This window comes from Pseudomonas sp. GW821-FHT04C07, from assembly GCF_059420325.1.
Genome location: NZ_JBWKTM010000007.1, coordinates 241,143 through 260,917, shown reverse-complemented (window position 1 = coordinate 260,917; position 19,775 = coordinate 241,143). Strand labels below are relative to the sequence as shown.

Here is a 19,775-nt window from a genome sequence, read left to right as displayed (position 1 = left end):
GGAGTGTCGCCATGCGCGAACAGGAATACGCAGTTAATAACAGCGTGCAGGCTGAGCAGCTAGAGGTTAGCCGCGTCCTGCGCAACACTTACGGCTTACTCGCACTCACCCTCGCGTTTAGCGGCGTGATGGCGTTCGTGGCGCAGCAGATGCGCGTCGGCTACCCGAACGTCTTTGTCGTGCTGATCGGCTTCTACGGCCTTTTCTTTCTCACCAACAAACTCCGTGACTCGGCCTGGGGACTGGTTTCGGCTTTCGCCCTGACCGGTTTCATGGGTTTCCTGCTGGGCCCGATCCTCAATCGCTACCTGGGCATGCAAGGCGGCGCTGAAGTGGTCAGCTCGGCCTTTGCGATGACGGCATTGGTGTTTGGTGGTCTCTCCGCCTACGTACTGATCACCCGCAAGGACATGAGCTTTCTCGGCGGCTTCATCACTGCCGGTTTCTTTGTCCTGCTGGGTGCGACGCTGGCGGGTATGTTCTTCAAGATCAGCGGTCTGCAACTGGCGATCAGCGCGGGCTTCGTGTTGTTCTCCTCGGTCTGCATCCTGTTCCAGACCAGCGCCATCATCCATGGCGGCGAGCGTAACTACATCATGGCGACGATCAGCCTGTATGTATCGATCTACAACCTGTTCATCAGCTTGTTGCAGCTGTTCGGCATCATGAGCCGCGATGATTGATCGCAAGCCTTGAGCAAAAAGCCCGCTTCGGCGGGCTTTTTGTTGGGTGCGGATAGGGTTGACCCTATTTGGAAATGACAATGCTGCCGTCGGCCTGCTGACGGTAGATGGTGTAAGGCAACAGCAAGGTATCGAGCGCTCCGGATATGACCAGGTCGATCAGCACAATGGGCGTGGCGTTATCGTATTGCTGCTCATCGATTCCCTCACCCAGCGGCGCATGCAGTGAGCAGAAATCATAGGTGACTCCGCTGTAGATTCGCGGGATCGCGCCGCAGTAACTCTTCTGCTGCTTGAGATTCTGCGCAGCCACCTCATCAGGGCGCACAACCGTGTTGATGGTGCCGCACCCGGCGAGCATTAGCGCCGCCAATAACACTGCCTGAGTTTTCATGCCGCCAATCCTTCGCCGGAAAAATGAGCAATCTACGTTGTTCGGAGCAAAACCGCACTCAGGCCATCGGTGGCAAGCGGCGCTTGACCGGAGTTTTCTTGACGATCGCGGTGTTGGTTTCGGCGTGGGTGTTGAGCCGGTCGAGCAGGGTGTCCAGTTGCTCCATCGAGCGCACATGCAGACGAGCGATGAAGCAGTCATCGCCAGTGACCTTGTCGCACTCGGTGAATTCGGGGATGGCCAGGATCTGCCGTTCGACTTCCTGCAGCTGGCCCGGAAGCGGGCGGATGCGGACGATGGCCTGGAGCTGGTAGCCGAAACATTTCGGGTCTATTTCGACTGTGTAGCCCTTGAGTAGGCCGCGCTCTTCGAGACGCCGCAGCCGTTCGGCGACGCTCGGTGACGACAGGCCGCTGATTTGCGCCAATGCTTTAAGTGAACGTCGCGAGTCAGCCATCAGCGCGGCGATCAACACCTGGTCAATGTCATCAGTCATACAAACCTCGTTAGGCAAAGGGTTCAATCTGCCTTGATAAGAAAGGTAGAAATGGATTTTAGCCTGCTATTGGCTCTGGAGCTGCCTCACTGTGGATTGTCATAATTCAGGCTCTTACCGAGGAGGCTGATGATGGACAAGTCGATACGTCGTGGGTCGTTTGAAATGACCGCTGCCATGCTGATTTCGGGAACCATTGGATGGTTCGTGCTGGTTTCCGGGCAGCCGGTGCTGGATGTGGTGTTCTGGCGCTGTGTGTTTGGCGCTGCGACCTTGCTGGTGATCTGCGCGGTGCTGGGCTTTCTGCGTCCCGGTATTTTGACTCGCACCACATTCATCCTGGCGGTGCTCAGCGGTGTGGCGATTGTCGGTAACTGGGTGTTGTTGTTTGCCTCTTATTCCCGGGCATCGATTGCCATCGGTACCGCGGTCTACAACGTTCAACCCTTTATGTTGGTGGGGCTGGCGGCGTTGTTTCTCGGAGAAAAGATCACCGCACAGAAATTGTTCTGGCTTGGTGTGTCGTTTCTCGGGATGTTGGCGATCGTCAGCGCTCATGGTGAGCAGGGCTCAGCAGGTGGCGACTACCTGCTCGGAATCGGACTGGCACTGGGCGCCGCGCTGCTCTATGCCTTCGCTGCACTGATTATCAAGCGTCTGACCGGTACTCCACCGCATTTGATCGCCCTGATTCAGGTCTGCACCGGTGTTCTGTTGTTGGCGCCGTGGGCGAATATCGCCGCGTTGCCGCAGGAGTCTGGCGCCTGGGCCAGTCTGCTGACATTGGGTGTGGTGCACACCGGCGTGATGTATGTATTGCTGTACGGCGCGATTCAAAAGCTGCCGACAGCATTGACCGGTGCGCTGTCGTTTATCTACCCGATTGCGGCGATTTTCGTCGATTGGTTCGCCTTCGGTCATCGCCTTGAGCTGATGCAATGGCTGGGCGTGATCGCGATTCTGCTCGCTGCGGCAGGCATGCAGCAGGGCTGGAGCCTTGGCTTTCGGCGGGCGGCGGTGCAGTGACTGGTTTTCAGATCTTCCAATGCACGGCGGTCTTGGCCAGGCGTTGACGCATATTGTCGAGATTGGCGGCCAATTGCCGGGTCAATAGGCGATAGCCGTCCAGCGCGGTGTAGACCGGAACGCTGAATGTGGAGTTGTCCGGCGAACCGGCAACAGAACGGTCTAGCCGTTGCGAGGCACCGGACTTGAGGGCGCGGGCCATGCCGATCAATTGCACGCGGATCTGTCGGTGCTCGGTTTTCAGGGCTGATTGCATCAAGGCCATGGCCTGTTCGTCGCTGGGATCGGGCCGTGTGTTGGCGAGGATTTCGAGGGTGCTGACACACATCCGCAGGTTGCGCTGAAGAGCGTCCAGTTCGGTCATGGAGATCCGCACTTCCTTGGACACCGACGGCATCAACGAACGCAGTTGCACCATCGCGCCGTTCAGGCGGTTCATCAGTTTGAGATGTTCGTCGTCGGTGACCGATTGGCCACTGACGATGCGGCCGTAGATCGTCGCACAATCGCGCAGCGCGCTCGCCAGGTTGTAGCGCCAGGAATAGACCGCGTACAGCGGCAGTGCGAAGGAAAAGGCGAGAGCCAGGGCGATACCGATGAGGATGTCGACCGCCCGCCAGAGACCGTCGGTCACCGGGTTGTCGCCATGACCGGCGACGATGAACACGGTGATCGCCGACAACAACGCCGTATACCCACCCTTGCCGATCGCATGGTACGAAAAGAATCCGCAAACCACCGACATGCCCAGGTAGGTCAGCCATGGCATCCCCAGCCAGGCCTGCTGAGCCACCAGCAACAAGCCAACGCCGGCGCCGATCAAGGTGCCGATAGCCCGTTCGGCGGCTTTCTTGCCGATATTACCGTGATGTTGCAGCCCGCCGATGACCACCAACATGGTCACCGAGGCCCATTCGCCATGGGGCAGCTTGATCCCGGTGGTGAGCAGGATGGTGGCCAGCAGCCCCAGTGACACCCGCACGGCGTGGATCAGTTTGGCATGCCGATAGCGCCGATAGGGGTCCAGCAGCGGACGCAAGAAACGGCGCAGCAACGGTGGCAGTCGAGACGATCGCAAGTCATTCATCGGGCCTGGCTGTTTTCCTCGAGTGTCAGTTCCTGGGCTCTGTCATCAGAATATGTAATCGGTGGTCAGAAAGCTCGACTCACGATTACGGATAATGTCGCTGATGAGCTCTTTGTTGCTCTCCTGGAATTTGCTCGCGACCAGGGTGCGGATCGAAAACACCCTGAGCGCGTCGTGAACCGACAGGGTGCCTTCGGCCGAGTTTTTCCGGCCATTGAACGGATAGGTGTCCGGGCCGCGTTGGCACTGGGCGTTGATGTTGATCCGTCCGACCTGATTGGCGAAGGTATCGACCAGGCGTCCGACTTCGGTGGAGTTTTTACCGAAAATACTCAGCTGTTGGCCGAAGTCTGATTCCAGCACGTAATCGATCACGGTTTCCAGATCACGGTAGGGAACGATGGGCACCACCGGGCCGAATTGCTCCTCCTGATACACACGCATCTGGGCGGTGACCGGGTAGAGCACTGCGGGATAGAAGAATGACCCGCGCGATTCACCGCCGTGGGCATTCACCACTTTCGCGCCCTTGTTGACGGCATCCTCCACCAACGAGTGCAGGTAGTCGACCTTGCCCGACTCCGGAAGTGGGGTCAGTGCTACGCCGCTTTCCCAGGGCATGCCCGGTTTGAGGGACTGCAGTTTGCGGTTGAATTTCTCGATGAAGCTGTCGACCACCTGTTCGTGGACGAAGAGGATTTTCAGTGCGGTGCAACGTTGGCCGTTGAACGACAGTGAGCCGGTAACAGCTTCGTTGACGGCGTTGTCCAGGTCGACCTCGGGCAACACGATGCCGGGGTTCTTGGCATCAAGCCCCAGCGCCGCGCGCAAGCGGTGTGGTTTTGGATGCAGCTTTTTCAGGTCACTGGCGGCTTTGTTGGTGCCGATGAAAGCAAAGATATCGACCTTGCCGCTGGCCATCAGCGCGCTGACGGTTTCCCGGCCGCTGCCGTAGATTACATTGATCACACCGGCCGGGAAGCTGTCGCGAAAGGCCTCCAGCAATGGACGAATCAACAGCACACCCAGCTTGGCCGGCTTGAACACGACGGTGTTGCCCATGATCAAGGCAGGAATCAGCGTGGTGAAGGTCTCGTTCAGCGGGTAGTTATAGGGGCCCATGCATAACGCCACGCCCATCGGTACGCGGCGGATCTGGCCGAGGGTGTCCTGTTCGAGCTCGAAACGGCTTGAGCGGCGGTCCAGTTCCTTGAGGGCATTGATGGTGTCGACGATGTAGTCGCAGGTGCGATCGAACTCTTTCTCCGAGTCCTTGAGGTTTTTGCCGATCTCCCACATCAGCAGCTTGACCACTGCTTCACGCTGTTCGCGCATGCGGCCGAGAAAGGCTTCGACATGCTGAATACGTTCGGCGACGCGCATCGTCGGCCAGTTGCCCTGACCTCTGTCGTAGGCGCGGACGGCGGCATCCAGCGCAGTCAATGCGGTGTCGGCATCCAGCAGAGGCGTGCTGCCGAGGATGACTTGTTCATCCGCGTTTTCACTGGCCAGATAGACCGGACTGCGCACCAGTGCGAGTGGGCCGGACCAAATCTTTAATACGCCATCGACGAGGTATTCGCGTTGTTCGATCTGGCCGTTGATGCGGTACTTTTCCGGGATGTCCGCGGCGCTGGGGAACAGGTTGTCGAGAATGTTATCTGTGGTCATGGCGCTACCCCGTATGGATTGGGTGATGCAGATAAGGTGTGTTATCACGGAGCGCGGCCAAAGGGTCAAGTTCTTCAGGCCGCGCGCCAGGATCAGCATAGCTGAATCGTTTTACCTGATCGTGACAAGGGTTGTCATGCCCTATCCGTGCAGATTTGTTCGACTTGCTCAATTGTTTCTCATTGAAACCGCAAGCATATGCCGCTGCGCGGCGGTTAAACTTTGTGCTTTCTAAAGGAGTTCTCATGAGTTACTACCAGCCGGGCATCCTTGCCACCCCAGTACCGTCTCAGGCACGCCATATGTTTTTCGCTCCCGAATCCGTCGATGCATTGCCGACTGCGATCGACCAGTTGAGGCAGCTGGTGGATGGTAAAACAGCGGTGGTCGGTTTCGGTGAATCGCTGGTACGGGCGCTGGGCGGTCGGATCGATGGCTTGCGGGCGTTCCCTGCGTTGGCGGGCGTTGGCGTTGATAACCCTTCGACCCAGCACGCACTCTGGTGCTGGCTGCACGGCGAGGACCGCGGCGAGTTGCTGCATCGCAGCCGCGCCGTTGAAGCTGCATTGGCTCCAGCGTTGCGTTTGGTACAGATGACTGAAGCCTTCCGCTACAAGACCGGGCACGATCTGACCGGTTATGAAGACGGCACCGAAAACCCCCACGACGAAGCGGCCGTGGCGGCAGCGTTGGTGGGCGAGGGCACAGATGGCCTGCACGGCGGCAGTTTCGCTGCGATTCAGCAGTGGCAACACGATCTGGAGGGCTTCGCCGCGCTGCCTGCCCGGGAGCAGGATCACATCATCGGTCGGCGCAAGAGCGATAACGAAGAGCTCGAGGAGGCGCCAGAATCCGCCCACGTCAAACGTACTGCTCAGGAAAGCTTCGCCCCTGAAGCCTTTGTCGTGCGCCGCTCCATGCCTTGGGTGGAAGGCGATCGAGCCGGCTTGATGTTCCTGGCATTTGGGTATTCCCTCGACGCCTTCGAAGTACAACTGCGGCGCATGAGCGGCCTGGAAGACGGCATCGTCGATGGCCTCTATCGGATCAGCCGGCCGATGACCGGTGGCTATTACTGGTGCCCGCCGCTCAAGGATGGCCGGCTCGATTTGCGGGCGCTGCGGATCGGCTGAGTGACGCAGTGGGCGTATTTGGCGGGCATGTAGGAGGTAGGAGGTAGGAGCCGAGCTTGCTCGCGATGGCGGCCTTACAGCCGACCTGTCTCTCACAGATGTACACCAATCCATTGTGGGAGCAGCCGGTCGACGCTCGATTGCTCGCGAAGGCGGCCTGACAGCCGGCCTGTCTCTCACAGATGTACACCAATCCATTGTGGGAGCAGCCGGTCGACGCTCGATTGCTCGCGATGGCGGCCTGACAGCCGGCCTGGCTCTCGCAGGTGTACATATCCATTCCTGCGGTAACGGCCACTTAGGGTTTCGCCCTTACGGCGAGGCCCTTTTGGCAAACGCCCCAAAAGGACCCAAAAGGGCTTGCCCCGAGCGTACGGCACCTCGCTCAGGCTCGGTGTTCCCTCGCTCCGGCATTCATCAGGGGGCATCGCCTCCGGTCGGCTTCGCTTCGACCTCCTCTCGATGTGTTCGACTTCGTCGAACGGCGCTTCGCGCCCACCCCCTGATGAACGCCTCCGCTCGGCCTTCCGAAGGGGCGGGTAGATCAAAAGCCAAAGCGAGGCGGCCTGCCGGCCGGCCTGTTTGTGTGGGTACGCGTTCCGCCTGTGGAGCTGCCGATAGGCTGCGATCTCACTTGCGCCGACGTTGTTGACGACTGTCGGCTCTTGTCAGAAAAATCCGACAGGAGTACAAATGTACTCCATGACGACTTTAACTCCCCGCCGTACTGCCATCCTGACCTTTATCCGCGACCGCATCGCGCAACAAGGTCAGCCACCGAGCCTCGCCGAGATCGCCGAGGCTTTTGGTTTTGCCTCGCGCAGTGTGGCGCGCAAGCATGTGGTGGCCCTCACCGAAGCCGGTTTCATTGAGGTCAACGCCAATCAGGCGCGAGGTATTCGTTTGTTGAATCAGCCACCCAGGCCCGAACTGCTGGATATTCCGGTGCTGGGGCGGGTGGCCGCCGGTGCACCGATCGGTGTCGATGCCCAGGTGCACAGTCGGCTGATGCTGGACCCGGCGATGTTTTCGCGGATTCCGGATTACCTGCTGCGGGTGCAGGGTGATTCGATGATCGAAGACGGCATTCTCGACGGCGATCTGGTGGGCGTACGGCGCAGTGCCGAGGCTGAAAACGGTCAGATCGTGGTGGCGCGGCTCGATGGTGAAGTCACGATCAAACGCTTTGAACGGGTCGCAGGGGGCGTGCGTTTGCTGCCGCGCAACCCGGCCTATGCGCCCATCGTTGTGCACGCCGATCAGGACCTGGCCATCGAAGGGGTGTTCTGTGGGTTGGTGAGGCGAGGATGATGGGTGCCGTCGTTGCTCTGGATACTCTGTTCAATGCTGGCCAGGTCTGGAAAGGCCGGCCCGCCGCGCCACCGGCCAGCCCTCAACCGACAGGCCATTGGGCGCTGGATGCGGCGTTGCCCACGGGTGGCTGGCCAGAAGCGGCCCTGACGGAAATCCTGATTGCCGGGCAGGGCGTCGGTGAGCTGCAACTGGTGTGGCCGACCCTGGCGCGATTATCCGCCGTGGGCGAACGAATTGTCCTGGTGGCGCCGCCCCATGTGCCATATCCGCAGGCCTGGCAGAACGCTGGCGTGGACCTGCGTCAGCTGTCGGTGATTCAGGCCAGTGAGCGCGATGCCCTGTGGGCGGCGGAACAATGCCTGCGCTCGGGCAGTTGCGGCGCGGTCCTGTGTTGGCCGCAGAAGGCTGATGACCGTGCCTTGCGCCGCTTGCAGGTGGCGGCCGAAACCGGTCAGACCCTGGCGTTCGCCTATCGCTCGATCAGTGAAGCCATCAATCCTTCGCCAGCCGCCTTGCGTATCGCCATCGATGCCCGGCCCGCGCAACTGCGGGTACTCAAGTGCCGTGGCGGTCTGGCCCGCTCGGCGCCGATTGCCTTTGCGACAGGGCATTGAGGTTGGTATGCGCTGGGTCTGTATTCTTTTCCCGCAGCTTGCTCTGGATGCTGTGCTGCGTCAGCGGCCCGATCCCGATGAACCGCTGGCGCTGTTGACGGGCACTGCGCAGCGCCGGGTGGTGCAAGCGGTGAACGCCTCCGCTCGGGCGCTCGGCCTGCGACCCGGGCAATCGCTGACCGCCGCTCATGCCTTGACCAAAGCCTTTGCCAGCGCCGAATACGACGTTGCCGATATCGAGCAGTGGCAGCAATTTCTCGCGGCCTGGGCCTACCGCTTCAGCTCCCAGGTCAGCGTGTTTTATCCCCGGTCCTTGTTGTTTGAAATCGAATCGAGTCTGGGCCTGTTCGGACCCTGGCCACAGTTCGAGGCGCGGCTGCGGGCGGAACTCACGGAACTGGGCTTTCGCCATCGCATCGTCGCAGCCCCCAATCCGGCGGCCGCGCGGGTGTTGGCTAACGCTTACGACGGCCTGGCAGTGCCGGACAATGAAACCTTGCGGCGGATCCTGGGGCAGATGCCCATTGATCGCGTCGGGCTGGAGCAGGACGTCGCCACTGCCTTGTCGCGCATGGGCTTGCGGACCTTGAGTCAGGTTCAGGCGCTGCCACGCCATACCCTGGCGCGACGCTTTGAAGCCCAGGTGCTCAAGCACCTCGACACGTTAATGGGAGATCGGCCGCTGGTCCTGGCGTTTTACCAGCCGCCGGACCGCTTTGACGTGCGCATCGAGCTGAATTTCGATGTCCTGTCCCATCAGGCGCTGCTGTTCCCGTTGCGTCGGCTCACCGGCGATCTGTCGGCTTTTCTCTGTGGGCGGGACAGCGGCGTGCAGCGTTTTGATCTGCATCTGGAACATGCCGGGTTGCCGGACACGCAGGTCAAGGTCGGCTTGCTCAGCGCCGAGCGCGACCCGGCGATGCTCTTCGAACTGGCTCGCGGTCGACTGGAACAGGTGCAAGTGGAGTCTGCGGTTCGGGGCTTTCGCCTGGTGGCCCATGACTTGCCCAGGTTCGTCCCGCAACATCGGGAACTGTTCGAGGAGCGCCCGCAGCAATCCTTGCCCTGGGAGCAATTGCGCGAACGCCTGCGTGCGCGGCTGGGCGATGACGCGGTGCAGGGTCTGCGCTGGCAGGCCGATCACCGGCCGGAGCACAGTTGGCAGCCGAATGCCGATAGCCAGACGTGCCCGCCGAGCCTTGGCGTGCAACGTCCGGGCTGGCTGCTCACAGAACCGCTGCAGGTGCACGAAGGCGCGGCGCGGATTCTCATGGGGCCGGAGCGTATCGAGTCCGGCTGGTGGGATGGCGGCGATGTGCGTCGCGACTACTACCTGATCGAAACCCGCTCCGGCCAGCAGGCCTGGGCCTGGCGCACGGTGGGTGAGAGCGGGCCTTTGTGGCTGCAAGGCTGGTTTGCATGAGTGTCGAGTATGCCGAACTGCACTGCCTGTCGAACTTCAGTTTCCAGCGCGGAGCCTCCAGTGCCCGCGAGCTGTTCGAACGGGCCAGGCGTCAGGGTTATCAGGCTTTGGCGATCACCGACGAGTGCACCCTGGCCGGCATCGTCCGCGCCTGGCAAGCCGCTAAAGAGGTGGAGTTGCCGCTGATCATCGGCAGCGAAATGCGCATCGAAAATGGCCCGAAACTGGTGCTCCTGGTGGAGAACCTGGAGGGCTACCAAACGCTTTGCCGACTCATCACCCGAGCCCGGCGTCGTGTGGCAAAGGGGCAGTACCAAGTGCTGCGCGAGGACTTCAACGAACCGTTGCCGGGACTGCTGGCGTTGTGGATGCCCGATACCCTCGAGGTTGGCGGGGAAGGGCGCTGGCTGCGCAAGGTCTTTGGCGACCGATTGTGGCTGGCCGTCGAGTTGCACTGCGGTCAGAACGATGCCCGACGGCTTGCGGGTTTGCTGGATCTGGCCGCTGCCCTGGAAATTCCGGCGGTGGCCAGCGGCGATGTGCATATGCACGCGCGCGGGCGCCGCGCCTTGCAGGACACCATGACCGCGATCCGTCATCACGTGCGCGTCGCCGAGGCCGGGCAACGCTTGCACCCCAACGGCGAACGGCACTTGCGCAGCCTTGATGCATTGCAGGCACTCTATCCGCCGCAACTGCTTGAAGAGTCAACGCGCATTGCCCGGCGCTGCACCTTCGAACTCGGCCAATTGCGCTATCAGTACCCGCGTGAACTGGTGCCTGAAGGGCAGACTCCGAAATCCTGGCTGCGCGAACTGACCGAACGGGGTATGCGCTGGCGCTGGCCTGAAGGCGTGGAAGACAAGGTGCTGGCGCTGATCGAAAAAGAACTGAAGCTGATCAGCGAGATGGGTTACGAGAGTTACTTCCTCACCGTCCACGACATCGTTCGCTTTGCTCGTGATCGCAACATTCTCTGCCAGGGACGCGGTTCGGCGGCCAACTCGGCGGTGTGTTATGCCTTGGGCATCACTGAAATCAATCCCAGCCTGATGAACATGCTGTTCGAGCGTTTCCTCTCCAAAGAGCGCAACGAGCCGCCGGACATCGATGTGGATTTCGAGCATGAACGGCGTGAAGAGGTTTTGCAGTATGTGTTTCAGCGCTATGGCCGGACCCGCGCGGCGCTCACGGCCGTGGTCAGCACCTACCATGGTGCCGGCGCGGTGCGGGATGTGGCCAAGGCCCTCGGTTTGCCACCGGATCAGGTCAATGCGCTGGCCGATTGCTGCGGCCATTGGAGTGATGAACCGCCTTCCGTGGAGCGCCTGCGTGAAGGCGGTTTCGACCCGGACAGCCCGGTGCTGCGCCGGGTGCTGAGCCTGACAGGGCAACTGATCGGCTTTCCCCGGCATCTGTCCCAGCATCCAGGTGGTTTCGTGATTTCCGAGCAACCGCTGGACACTCTGGTGCCGGTGGAAAACGCGGCCATGGCCGAGCGTACGATCATCCAGTGGGACAAGGATGATCTGGACATGGTCGGCCTGCTCAAGGTCGATATTCTCGCCCTCGGCATGCTCAGTGCCATCCGCCGCTGTTTCGACCTGCTGCGCCGTCATCGCGGTCTGGATTTGAGTCTGGCGCAGGTGCCGAAAGAGGATCCGAAAACCTACGAAATGATCGCTCGTGCCGACACCATCGGGGTATTCCAGATCGAGTCCCGGGCGCAGATGTCGATGCTGCCAAGGCTCAAGCCGAAGGAGTTTTACGACCTGGTGATCGAGGTGGCTATCGTGCGGCCCGGCCCGATTCAGGGCGGGATGGTGCATCCGTACTTGCGGCGGCGTAACAAAGAGGAGCCTGCAACCTATCCGTCCGAAAAATTGAAGACAGTCCTGGAGCGCACTCTGGGGGTGCCGCTGTTTCAAGAACAGGTCATGCAGATCGCGATTGTTGCCGCCGATTACAGCCCCGGTGAAGCCGACCAGCTACGTCGCTCCATGGCTGCCTGGAAACGTCACGGCGGTCTGGAACCGCATCAGGTACGGCTCAAGGAAGGCATGCTGAAAAATGGCTACACTGCCGAGTTCGCCGCGCAGATTTTCGAGCAGATCAAGGGCTTCGGCAGCTATGGTTTTCCCGAGTCCCATGCCGCCAGTTTTGCCTTGCTGACCTACGCCAGTTGCTGGTTGAAATGCCACGAACCGGCGGCCTTTGCCTGTGCGCTGATCAACAGCTGGCCGATGGGTTTCTACAGCCCGGACCAGATTCTTCAGGACGCTCGCAGGCATCATTTGCAGATCCGTGCGGTAGACGTGCGCGCCAGCGATTGGGATTGCAGTCTGGAACCTGTCCACGGTGAGCAGCCGGCGATTCGCATGGGGTTGCGGATGATCCGTGGTTTTCGCGAGGACGATGCCCGGCGCATTGAAGCGGCACGCTTGGCCGGTGAATTTGTCGATATCGCCGATCTGGGTGAACGGGCGCAGCTCGACTCCCGGGCCCAGGAGCAACTGGCCGACGCGGGTGCCTTGCGCGGGCTGGCCGGGGATCGGCATCGGGCGCGCTGGATCGTTGCCGGCGTGCAGAAACAGCTTGGATTGTTCGCCGGTTTGCCGAGTCAGGAAGAACCCGGGGTGTCCTTACCCAAGCCGACGGTGGGTGAAGACCTGCAAGCCGACTACGCCAGCGTCGGCACGACCCTGGGCCCGCATCCGCTGGCCTTGCTACGTGACGAACTCAAAGCCCGGCGCTGCCGCAGCTCGCGGGAATTACTCGAGGTCGAGCATGGGCGCAATGTCAGCGTCGCCGGGCTGGTCACCGGCCGGCAAAGACCCGGGACCGCCAGCGGCGTGACGTTCGTCACCCTGGAAGACGAGTTCGGCAACGTCAACGTGGTGGTCTGGCGCGACCTGGCTGAACGTCAGCGGCAGGTATTGGTGGGTTCGCAATTGCTGAAGGTTGACGGCACGCTGGAGACCGAGGGTGAAGTGCGGCATCTGATTGCCGGGCGGTTGAGCGATTTGAGCTCGCTGCTGACGGGGATCAGCGTGCGTAGCCGGGATTTCCGTTGAGCACGGATGATCGTTCCCACGCTCTGCGTGGTAACGCATCCCGTGACGCTCTGCGTCACAGCCGAAGGCGGACGCGGAGCGTCCATGGCGGCATTCCCACGCGGAGCGTGGGAACGATCATCAGGGGATGACCATCCAGATCAAGTTGATCTACTTCGCGCAGACCCTGAACAATCCGGTATTGCTCGACTGATTTCGCAAGCTGATCTCGCGGGCATCGAGAAGGCGATTCTGGATGTCGCTGCGACGCTGAAGTCTGAGTATCACCCGCTCAAGCATCTGATCGAGGTTTGAAGCCGCTGGGTATCTCTCGGTCAAGCCAATCATCAAAGTGCGGCGGACTGACGAACGGGCACCACTGGTCTGATTGACGGTCGACAGAAGGGCATAGGCGAGGCCATGCTGATATCTGGTAATTGCGATAAAACGCGGTTGCCACCGATCAACAAACGGAGGTGTTCCATGCCGGTGAACCATGACCTTTATCAGGATTTGGGCTGCACGAAGGACGTCATTAAAGAAAAGAGCGCCAACGATCCCCATCTCCACTCGTTGCTTGAGAAATACACACGCATCGATGCCGACGTGCAGAAGGCTGAGGCTGCGGCGCTCGCTGATGATCAACTGAAGAAGCTCAAAGAGAAGCGTGTGGACATCAAAAAACAGATATCCAACCAGTTGAAGAATCAATCCTGAATCTGTGAAATCCTGAGCGAGGCTGCGCAGACTCCTGTGCACCCCGCCAGATTGGCTCGATGACCGATGAACAAGTAAATGGAACGGCCATAAATGCTAACGCCTCGAACTATCAGGGACTGATTTTTCAGGCTCCATGGGAGGTGACCATGAGTCATCCAAGATTTCCCAGTGAAGAGCAGGGCGGTTATGACCCGATGCAGAGGTCCCCTCAACCCTTGAGTCCAGGACGTATGACGGTTCATCCAGAGAACGCGCCGGGTACTGATGAACTGCCGGACAACGAAGCACTGCGTTCGCTGGATGAGGACGATGAAGCGGCGAATGATGCGGAGCAGGTGCGTGAAAAAACTGACAACTGAGGTGTCCGACGCTTGAGCGCGTTACCTGACTGACTGGCATTAGCACAAGCCCGGCCCCTGAGTCGGGCTTTCCATATCTGGCTTATTTTGCGTTTGCCCGTTTCTCTACCCACCGCTACTCGGTGATGACGCGGTTGACGGTGTCCAACTGACCGGCTGCACCTTGGTCGGTACCAGCAGCAGGAATGCTGCGATGGCAATCACCAGCAACAGAAGAATGTGGCGAATTTTGACTCGACGGGGGGAATGATTCATCAAATGATAACTCCTGTCTGGGCCGGGATAGTCCGCTGTGTCATCTCACACATTGCCAGCATGGGCGATCCCGTTGTCAGTGGGCCAGAGGCGGGGGGATTGATTGGGAGCGTTCGGGCTCCCAATACAGGGTGCCGAAAAGATAGTCCGTCAGTGGGAAAACGATATTGAAATTGCATTCCTGCATCAGCTCGGGACGGTGATGCAGCTCATGCAGACGGCGCATCTGGCGAATCCACGGCAGGCGCGCGAGTGGGTTGCTGTGCGGCAGATGCTCGCAGGCGTGGAACACTTCATAGGCCAGATAACCAAGAATCATGCAGCCGGCAAACAGCCCGGCGACGTTGGCATTGAGCTGCTTGAGCAACCACCAGGCGGGCAGGTTAATCACCAGGCTGTGCAACACGATCAGCCAGGCCGGGAACAGAATCACCCGCCAGTCGCGGGCACTGTCATAGGTCATGTAGCCTGGCACGAAAAAACTGTGGTGGTCACCGGTATGCCGCGCATAAAACATTCGCGCAAATGACTTTTTGTGATGCCCCAGATGCCGATGCACGGTGTAGATGCAAACGTTGAAAAACAGCAAGGTCAGGGGTACCGCCAACCATTCCAGCGGCTGCACCCGGTCCAGGGTGTGCCAGAAAAAACCGATGCACAGCAGACCAAAAACCAGCACAAAACCACCGTGCAGCCACGGGTTGTAGAGTGGATGAATGCTGGCGCGATAACGCATGCGCAATGCTTGAGTGGTCTGGCCCACCGCGGTCTCCTGTTTTAAGTGTTATTGAAAGAAGATTAGCCCCAGCCGAATTATCCAGCGAATGGATATTCGGAATGTGTGTTCAAGCGAGGCAACGCAATGATTCAATGCAAACGCGCCTACAGCCCCGCAGACACCCACGATGGTTACCGGGTGCTGGTCGAGTGGCTGGAAGACGAAGTTGATCGAGGCGGGGGCTGTAGGAGCCGAGCTTGCTCGCGATGCAGGCAGCGCGGTCTGTCTGTTTCACCGTGGTGATGTCATCGCGAGCAAGCTCGGCTCCTGCAAGGCCGGTGTTAACCTGGATATCGGCGTAGATTTCGCCTTAATCCTTATCAAATCAGCGGATCCCAGCGTTGAGACCAGTCACCGTCAGCCTTGACCACTTCTCTGAGCAGCTCGAACGCCAGCTGCAAGGTTGCCGAGTCACGATCCCGTGAGTAGACCAGGTAAGTCGGGTAACTGAATTCCGGTGCCTTGGGCACCCGCTCCAGTACGCCGCTGTCGAGATAGCTTTGCACCACTCGGGTCCGGAAATAGCCGCAACCGCCATTTTCGAGGATGTACTGCAACGCCAATGGCCCGAGGTTGAAGCTGATGGCGGCTTTTGCATTGTCCGGCAGCGCAGCGTCGTGTTGCCGCCGAAAGTCTTTGCCCCAATCGATATAGACATACGGCTGCGGATTGGCCGCCAACCGAACCTGAATGAGCTTTTCTTCCAGTAACTGCTCGACTTGCAGGCGTGGCCAATATTCGGGTTGATAGACCAGGGCTGCGTCCAGCACTCCCAGCTCAAGCTGGCGCAACAGGTTTTCGCCATCGCGAATTTCCGTGCGCAACGCATGGCTTGGAATCTTTTCGCGCAACTTGCGAGCCCAACTGAGCATCAACGGGTTGCACAGGCTGACCTCACCCCCGATATGCAGCACGTTACGGTAACCGTCAGGCAACGGCAGATCGCGACGGGCCGCTTCCCAGGTCTGCACCAATTGATTGGCATAGACCACAAAGGCTTCGCCATCCGGGGTCAACCGGGCACCGGCGCGATTGCGTACGAACAAAGTGCAGGAGAGCTGACTCTCGAGCTTTTGCACGCGTGCGGTAATGGCGGTCTGAGTGACATGCAGCTTCTCGGCTGCCGAGGCAAGACTTCCGTGGCGCACGATCTCCAGGAAAGTGCGGGCTAGATCGATGTCCATGGGCATCCCGGTATTCAAAAGGCTTTGCAGTGTAGAGCAACAGCCGCCGTTGCCGCACACCAACAGCGCGGTATGTGCTGTAGGAGCAGCCGGTTGATGCTCGATTGCTCGCTACGCAGGCAGCGCGGTCTGTCTGTTTCACCGCGGTGATGCTATCGCGAGCAAGCTCGGCTCCTACAGGATTCCCACGCACTACACTGCAAATCACCCCGAACCCACGGAAGTCCCTATGACGGCAAAGCCGGCAGCGAATATTCTCGAGACGGTTGAAGGTCAACGCCTGGCGGGTGTTGATGCCGATCGCTGGCGTGAGTGGGGGCCGTACTTGAGTGAACGGCAGTGGGGCACGGTACGCGAGGACTACAGTGCCGATGGTGATGCCTGGCGCTACTTTCCCCATGATCATGCCCGCAGTCGTGCCTATCGCTGGGGCGAGGACGGGTTGGCGGGGTTCTCGGACAAGGCGCAGCACTGGTGCCTGGGGTTGGCGTTATGGAACGAACGCGACCCGATTATCAAGGAGCGGTTGTTCGGTCTGAACAATGCCGAGGGCAACCACGGCGAAGATGTCAAAGAACTCTATTTTTACCTCGACGGGGTGCCGAGTCATGCCTATATGCGCATGCTCTACAAATACCCTCAGGCGGCGTTTCCCTATGATGATCTGGTCACCGAAAACGCCCGTCGCGGCCTTGCGGATACCGAGTACGAAGTCCTCGACACCGGGGTCTTCGAAGACGATCGTTATTTCGATATAACGGTTGAGTATGCCAAGCACACGCCGGATGACATTTTCATGCGGGTCACGGTAGAGAACCGTTCCGATCAACCGGCGCGCTTGCGCGTGTTGCCGCAGCTCTGGGCGCGCAATACCTGGAGCTGGGATGCTGATGGGCACAAGCCAGGTCTTGCCCTGAGCGGCGAGCACGTCATCGCGCGGCTCGCACATCGAGCCGACATGCAGGCCAATGCCTGGGGGCAGCCAGGCTGCGAGTGGTTGTTCTGCGACAACGAAACCAACTTTCCGAAACTCAATGGCCTGATGGCAACCGGACCGTTCAAGGACGGAATCAACGACTACATAGCCAACGGCGCCGGCAGCGCCATTCGACGCGATGCAGGTACACGGGTGGCGGCGCATTTCACGCTGGAACTCGCGGGACGGGAAAGCAAAAATGTCTTCCTGCGCCTGGCTCCGGCGGGCGCCGAGCGGGTCAATGCCAGAACCTTGTTCGAGCAGCGGCGTGCCGAGGCCGACGAGTATTACGCTGCGCTGCAAGCTGACCTCGACGATGCAGACGCGCGCAATGTTCAGCGCCAGGCACTGGCCGGGTTGTTGTGGTCCAAGCAACTGTATTATTTCGACGTCAATCAATGGCTGGACGGTGATCCCACCCAACCGTCGCCCCCCCCGCAGCGTGTCCACATCCGCAACACCCATTGGCGGCATCTCTCCAATTTCGACATCGTCTCCATGCCGGATACCTGGGAATACCCGTGGTATGCCTCATGGGACCTGGGCTTTCAGGCGGTGGCCTTTGCGTTGATTGATCCGGGTTTCGCCAAGCAGCAGTTGCTGCTACTGGTCAAAGACCGCTTCATGCACCCCAACGGCCAATTGCCGGCTTACGAATGGCGCTTCGACGACGCCAATCCACCGGTCCATGCCTGGGCTTGCTGGCGGGTTTATCAGCGCGATAAGGCCCTGACCGGCACCGCTGACATGGACTTCCTCGAGCGGATTTTCCACAAACTGCTGTTGAATTTTTCCTGGTGGGTAAACCGCAAGGATGCCGAGGGCCGTAACTTGTTTCAGGGCGGTTTTCTGGGGCTCGACAACATTGCGCTGTTCGACCGCTCAGCCGCGCTGCCGCCGGGCTACCAGCTCGATCAGGCTGACGGTACGGGGTGGGTTGCTGCCTACTCCCTGGACCTGATGCGCATCGCCCTTGAACTGGCCAGGCGCAACGCGGTGTATGTCGACATCGCAGTGAAGTTCTTCGAGCACTTCCTGTACATCGCCGGGGCGATCAACCGCGTTGATAGCACCTCTGAAGGGCTGTGGGATGAACAGGACCGGTTTTTCTACGACGTTCTGCACCGTCCAGACGGCCAGAGCGAACCGCTGCGGTTGCGTTCCATTGTCGGGTTGATGCCGCTGTTTGCGGTGCAGGTACTGGAACAGCATGAGCACGAGGGATTGCCGGGTTTGCGCGAGCGTCTGTTCGCATTCATACGGCATCGCCCGGACCTTGCCAATCTGGTTTCACGCTGGACCGAGCCGGGTGAAGGCAATCGCTTCCTGCTGGCGCTGCTGCGTGGCGAGCGCACCAAAGATTTGCTCAAACGCATGCTCGAGGAAACCGAATTTCTCTCCGAGTTCGGTATTCGCTCGCTCTCCAAAGCCTTCGCCGACCAACCTTTTGCCATGCAAATGAACAGTAATACGCTGTGCGCCCGCTATGAACCGGCGGAATCCGGCTCGCGGCTGTACGGCGGGAACTCCAATTGGCGCGGGCCGCTGTGGATGCCGATCAATTACATGCTGATCGATTCATTGCGTGAGTTTCATCGTTACTACGACAAGAGTTTTTCGGTCGAATACCCCAGTGGGTCGGGCTATTTTGCGTCACTGGCTGAGGTCGCCGACCGCTTGAGTCAGCGTCTGACGAAGCTGTTTCTACTGGACGAAAACGGCTGCCGGCCATCGATGTCCGGGTATCCGCAATTGCAGGCCGATCCCGCCAGCCGCAATCTGCTGTTGTTCCATGAGTACTTTCATGGCGAGACCGGGCGCGGCTTGGGGGCTTGTCATCAGACCGGGTGGAGCGCGTTGGTGGCATTACTGTTGCAAAAGCAAACCTGAGCCAGCGCGCCCGTGACGGCATTGGTGAGTTGCGTGGGGTGTTGCGGATCAATGCGCCGATGTCGTTCGGTCTGCGGCGGTTGGGGCCGCTGATCCCGGTGTTTCATGAGTTGCACCCGAAAGTCGAACTGCAACTGGTGCTCAGCGATCAGCAGGTCGATCCGGTGCGCGGTGGTTTTGATGTCACGATCCGGATTGCCAGCCTGCCGGACTCGTCTTTATTGACTCGACCTTTGGCTTCGGCCCCGCGGGTGCTGGTGGCCTCACCAGCTTATCTGGCGCGATCGGGTACGCCGCAAACGCCGCAGCAATTGAGTGCACACCAATGTCTGGGTTACTGCTACCTGCAAAGCGGCGTGAGCCTGGCGTTAAGTAGAGGCCAGGAATCTCAGCGTGTGCAAATAAACGGACCGATGAGCGCCAACAACGGCGATCTGCTGGCCCAGGCAGCAGAGGCGGGGATGGGGATTGCCTTGTTGCCGAACTTCATCGTTGACGAGGCGTTGGCCGCAGGCAGGCTGGTGACGGTGCTGGAGGACTGGAGTGCGCCGCCGATCACGATCAATGCGGTGTACCTGAGTGCCCGACATGTGCCGAAAAAGATTCGGACTCTTATCGATTTTCTGGTGGAGCAGTTGAGCGACTCATGAGGCAAAAGTCCGGGCCTTGGATACACGAATCCCGCCATAAAGGCGGGATTCGTTTGCAGCCGGATGTGC

Annotated in this window: 17 protein-coding genes and 2 pseudogenes; 12 read left to right on the top strand and 7 right to left on the bottom strand. The window is 59.9% G+C overall.

Annotated features, from left to right (window positions below):
- The first annotated feature begins 11 nt into the window (after positions 1–11).
- Complete coding sequence (locus AC07UI_RS15540; RefSeq protein WP_494993310.1) at positions 12–683, top strand: Bax inhibitor-1/YccA family protein; 672 nt, start codon at positions 12–14, stop codon at positions 681–683.
- A gap of 64 nt (positions 684–747) precedes the next feature.
- Here AC07UI_RS15540 and AC07UI_RS15535 read toward each other — a convergent pair whose 3' ends face one another.
- On the bottom strand, positions 748–1,077 hold the full coding sequence (locus AC07UI_RS15535) for a YceK/YidQ family lipoprotein (protein ID WP_494993309.1): 330 nt from the start codon (positions 1,075–1,077) through the stop codon (positions 748–750).
- Between the two features lie 58 nt (positions 1,078–1,135).
- A complete protein-coding gene (locus AC07UI_RS15530) occupies positions 1,136–1,573 on the bottom strand; it encodes an Lrp/AsnC family transcriptional regulator (RefSeq protein ID WP_494993308.1) in 438 nt (145 codons plus the stop codon).
- A 132-nt stretch (positions 1,574–1,705) separates the two neighbouring features.
- On the opposite strand from AC07UI_RS15530, the gene AC07UI_RS15525 reads away from it, so the two are divergent.
- Entirely contained in the window at positions 1,706–2,599 is an 894-nt protein-coding gene (locus tag AC07UI_RS15525) for a DMT family transporter (protein WP_494993307.1), read from the top strand.
- A gap of 7 nt (positions 2,600–2,606) precedes the next feature.
- Here AC07UI_RS15525 and AC07UI_RS15520 read toward each other — a convergent pair whose 3' ends face one another.
- Together AC07UI_RS15520 and AC07UI_RS15515 are read right to left on the bottom strand one after the other, a co-directional pair.
- Positions 2,607–3,686, bottom strand: coding sequence for an FUSC family protein (locus AC07UI_RS15520; protein ID WP_494993306.1), 1,080 nt, complete (start codon positions 3,684–3,686; stop codon positions 2,607–2,609).
- Positions 3,687–3,731: 45 nt separating this feature from the next.
- Entirely contained in the window at positions 3,732–5,357 is a 1,626-nt protein-coding gene (locus AC07UI_RS15515; RefSeq protein ID WP_494993305.1) for an NADP-dependent glyceraldehyde-3-phosphate dehydrogenase, read from the bottom strand.
- Positions 5,358–5,602: 245 nt separating this feature from the next.
- On the opposite strand from AC07UI_RS15515, the gene AC07UI_RS15510 reads away from it, so the two are divergent.
- The 8 genes and pseudogenes from AC07UI_RS15510 (at position 5,603) to AC07UI_RS15475 (ending at position 13,973) form a co-directional block, all read left to right on the top strand.
- A complete protein-coding gene (locus AC07UI_RS15510; RefSeq protein ID WP_494993304.1) occupies positions 5,603–6,490 on the top strand; it encodes a Dyp-type peroxidase in 888 nt (295 codons plus the stop codon).
- A gap of 693 nt (positions 6,491–7,183) precedes the next feature.
- Positions 7,184–7,801: a transcriptional repressor LexA gene (lexA, locus tag AC07UI_RS15505; protein ID WP_494993303.1), complete on the top strand. Its 618-nt coding sequence runs from the start codon at positions 7,184–7,186 to the stop codon at positions 7,799–7,801.
- Positions 7,801–8,418, top strand: coding sequence for a translesion DNA synthesis-associated protein ImuA (gene imuA / locus AC07UI_RS15500; protein ID WP_494993302.1), 618 nt, complete (start codon positions 7,801–7,803; stop codon positions 8,416–8,418). Before lexA ends, imuA begins: the two co-directional genes overlap by 1 nt.
- A 7-nt stretch (positions 8,419–8,425) precedes the next feature.
- The gene (locus AC07UI_RS15495; RefSeq protein ID WP_494993301.1) at positions 8,426–9,841 is read left to right on the top strand and encodes a Y-family DNA polymerase; all 1,416 of its coding nucleotides are present in this window, start codon (positions 8,426–8,428) and stop codon (positions 9,839–9,841) included.
- Positions 9,817–12,915, top strand: a complete 3,099-nt coding sequence (locus AC07UI_RS15490; RefSeq protein WP_494993300.1) for an error-prone DNA polymerase — start codon at positions 9,817–9,819, stop codon at positions 12,913–12,915. The genes AC07UI_RS15495 and AC07UI_RS15490 overlap by 25 nt, the downstream gene beginning before the upstream one ends.
- A gap of 207 nt (positions 12,916–13,122) precedes the next feature.
- Positions 13,123–13,209 (top strand): annotated as a pseudogene (locus tag AC07UI_RS15485) (GntR family transcriptional regulator); the annotation flags it as partial.
- Positions 13,210–13,377: 168 nt separating this feature from the next.
- A complete protein-coding gene (locus AC07UI_RS15480) occupies positions 13,378–13,611 on the top strand; it encodes a hypothetical protein (protein WP_494993299.1) in 234 nt (77 codons plus the stop codon).
- Positions 13,612–13,670: 59 nt separating this feature from the next.
- Positions 13,671–13,973 carry a hypothetical protein gene (locus tag AC07UI_RS15475; RefSeq protein WP_494993298.1) on the top strand — a complete coding sequence of 101 codons (303 nt, stop codon included), beginning with the start codon at positions 13,671–13,673 and terminating at the stop codon, positions 13,971–13,973.
- A 105-nt stretch (positions 13,974–14,078) separates the two neighbouring features.
- Here the strand turns inward: AC07UI_RS15475 and AC07UI_RS15470 are convergent, their stop codons facing one another.
- The 3 genes and pseudogenes from AC07UI_RS15470 to AC07UI_RS15460 form a co-directional block, all read right to left on the bottom strand.
- A complete protein-coding gene (locus AC07UI_RS15470; RefSeq protein ID WP_494993297.1) occupies positions 14,079–14,228 on the bottom strand; it encodes a hypothetical protein in 150 nt (49 codons plus the stop codon).
- A gap of 94 nt (positions 14,229–14,322) precedes the next feature.
- A pseudogene (locus AC07UI_RS15465) lies at positions 14,323–14,991 on the bottom strand (sterol desaturase family protein); the annotation flags it as partial.
- A 335-nt stretch (positions 14,992–15,326) separates the two neighbouring features.
- Positions 15,327–16,190, bottom strand: coding sequence for a LysR family transcriptional regulator (locus AC07UI_RS15460; RefSeq protein ID WP_494993296.1), 864 nt, complete (start codon positions 16,188–16,190; stop codon positions 15,327–15,329).
- Between the two features lie 229 nt (positions 16,191–16,419).
- Between AC07UI_RS15460 and AC07UI_RS15455 the strand changes: the two genes are divergently transcribed.
- Together AC07UI_RS15455 and AC07UI_RS15450 are read left to right on the top strand one after the other, a co-directional pair.
- Positions 16,420–19,056, top strand: a complete 2,637-nt coding sequence (locus AC07UI_RS15455) for an MGH1-like glycoside hydrolase domain-containing protein (RefSeq protein WP_494993295.1) — start codon at positions 16,420–16,422, stop codon at positions 19,054–19,056.
- Positions 18,999–19,706, top strand: a complete 708-nt coding sequence (locus AC07UI_RS15450; RefSeq protein ID WP_494993294.1) for a substrate binding domain-containing protein — start codon at positions 18,999–19,001, stop codon at positions 19,704–19,706. Before AC07UI_RS15455 ends, AC07UI_RS15450 begins: the two co-directional genes overlap by 58 nt.
- Positions 19,707–19,775: the final 69 nt, after the last annotated feature.

Excerpts from the sequence above, each read along its gene's own strand:
- AC07UI_RS15540 (WP_494993310.1), top strand. The coding sequence starts at position 12 with ATGCGCGAACAGGAATACGCAGTTAATAACAGCGTGCAGGCTGAGCAG.
- AC07UI_RS15535 (WP_494993309.1), bottom strand. The coding sequence starts at position 1,077 with ATGAAAACTCAGGCAGTGTTATTGGCGGCGCTAATGCTCGCCGGGTGC.
- AC07UI_RS15530 (WP_494993308.1), bottom strand. The coding sequence starts at position 1,573 with ATGACTGATGACATTGACCAGGTGTTGATCGCCGCGCTGATGGCTGAC.
- AC07UI_RS15525 (WP_494993307.1), top strand. The coding sequence starts at position 1,706 with ATGGACAAGTCGATACGTCGTGGGTCGTTTGAAATGACCGCTGCCATG.
- AC07UI_RS15520 (WP_494993306.1), bottom strand. The coding sequence starts at position 3,686 with ATGAATGACTTGCGATCGTCTCGACTGCCACCGTTGCTGCGCCGTTTC.
- AC07UI_RS15515 (WP_494993305.1), bottom strand. The coding sequence starts at position 5,357 with ATGACCACAGATAACATTCTCGACAACCTGTTCCCCAGCGCCGCGGAC.
- AC07UI_RS15510 (WP_494993304.1), top strand. The coding sequence starts at position 5,603 with ATGAGTTACTACCAGCCGGGCATCCTTGCCACCCCAGTACCGTCTCAG.
- lexA (WP_494993303.1), top strand. The coding sequence starts at position 7,184 with ATGTACTCCATGACGACTTTAACTCCCCGCCGTACTGCCATCCTGACC.
- imuA (WP_494993302.1), top strand. The coding sequence starts at position 7,801 with ATGGGTGCCGTCGTTGCTCTGGATACTCTGTTCAATGCTGGCCAGGTC.
- AC07UI_RS15495 (WP_494993301.1), top strand. The coding sequence starts at position 8,426 with ATGCGCTGGGTCTGTATTCTTTTCCCGCAGCTTGCTCTGGATGCTGTG.
- AC07UI_RS15480 (WP_494993299.1), top strand. The coding sequence starts at position 13,378 with ATGCCGGTGAACCATGACCTTTATCAGGATTTGGGCTGCACGAAGGAC.
- AC07UI_RS15475 (WP_494993298.1), top strand. The coding sequence starts at position 13,671 with ATGACCGATGAACAAGTAAATGGAACGGCCATAAATGCTAACGCCTCG.
- AC07UI_RS15470 (WP_494993297.1), bottom strand. The coding sequence starts at position 14,228 with ATGAATCATTCCCCCCGTCGAGTCAAAATTCGCCACATTCTTCTGTTG.
- AC07UI_RS15460 (WP_494993296.1), bottom strand. The coding sequence starts at position 16,190 with ATGGACATCGATCTAGCCCGCACTTTCCTGGAGATCGTGCGCCACGGA.
- AC07UI_RS15455 (WP_494993295.1), top strand. The coding sequence starts at position 16,420 with ATGACGGCAAAGCCGGCAGCGAATATTCTCGAGACGGTTGAAGGTCAA.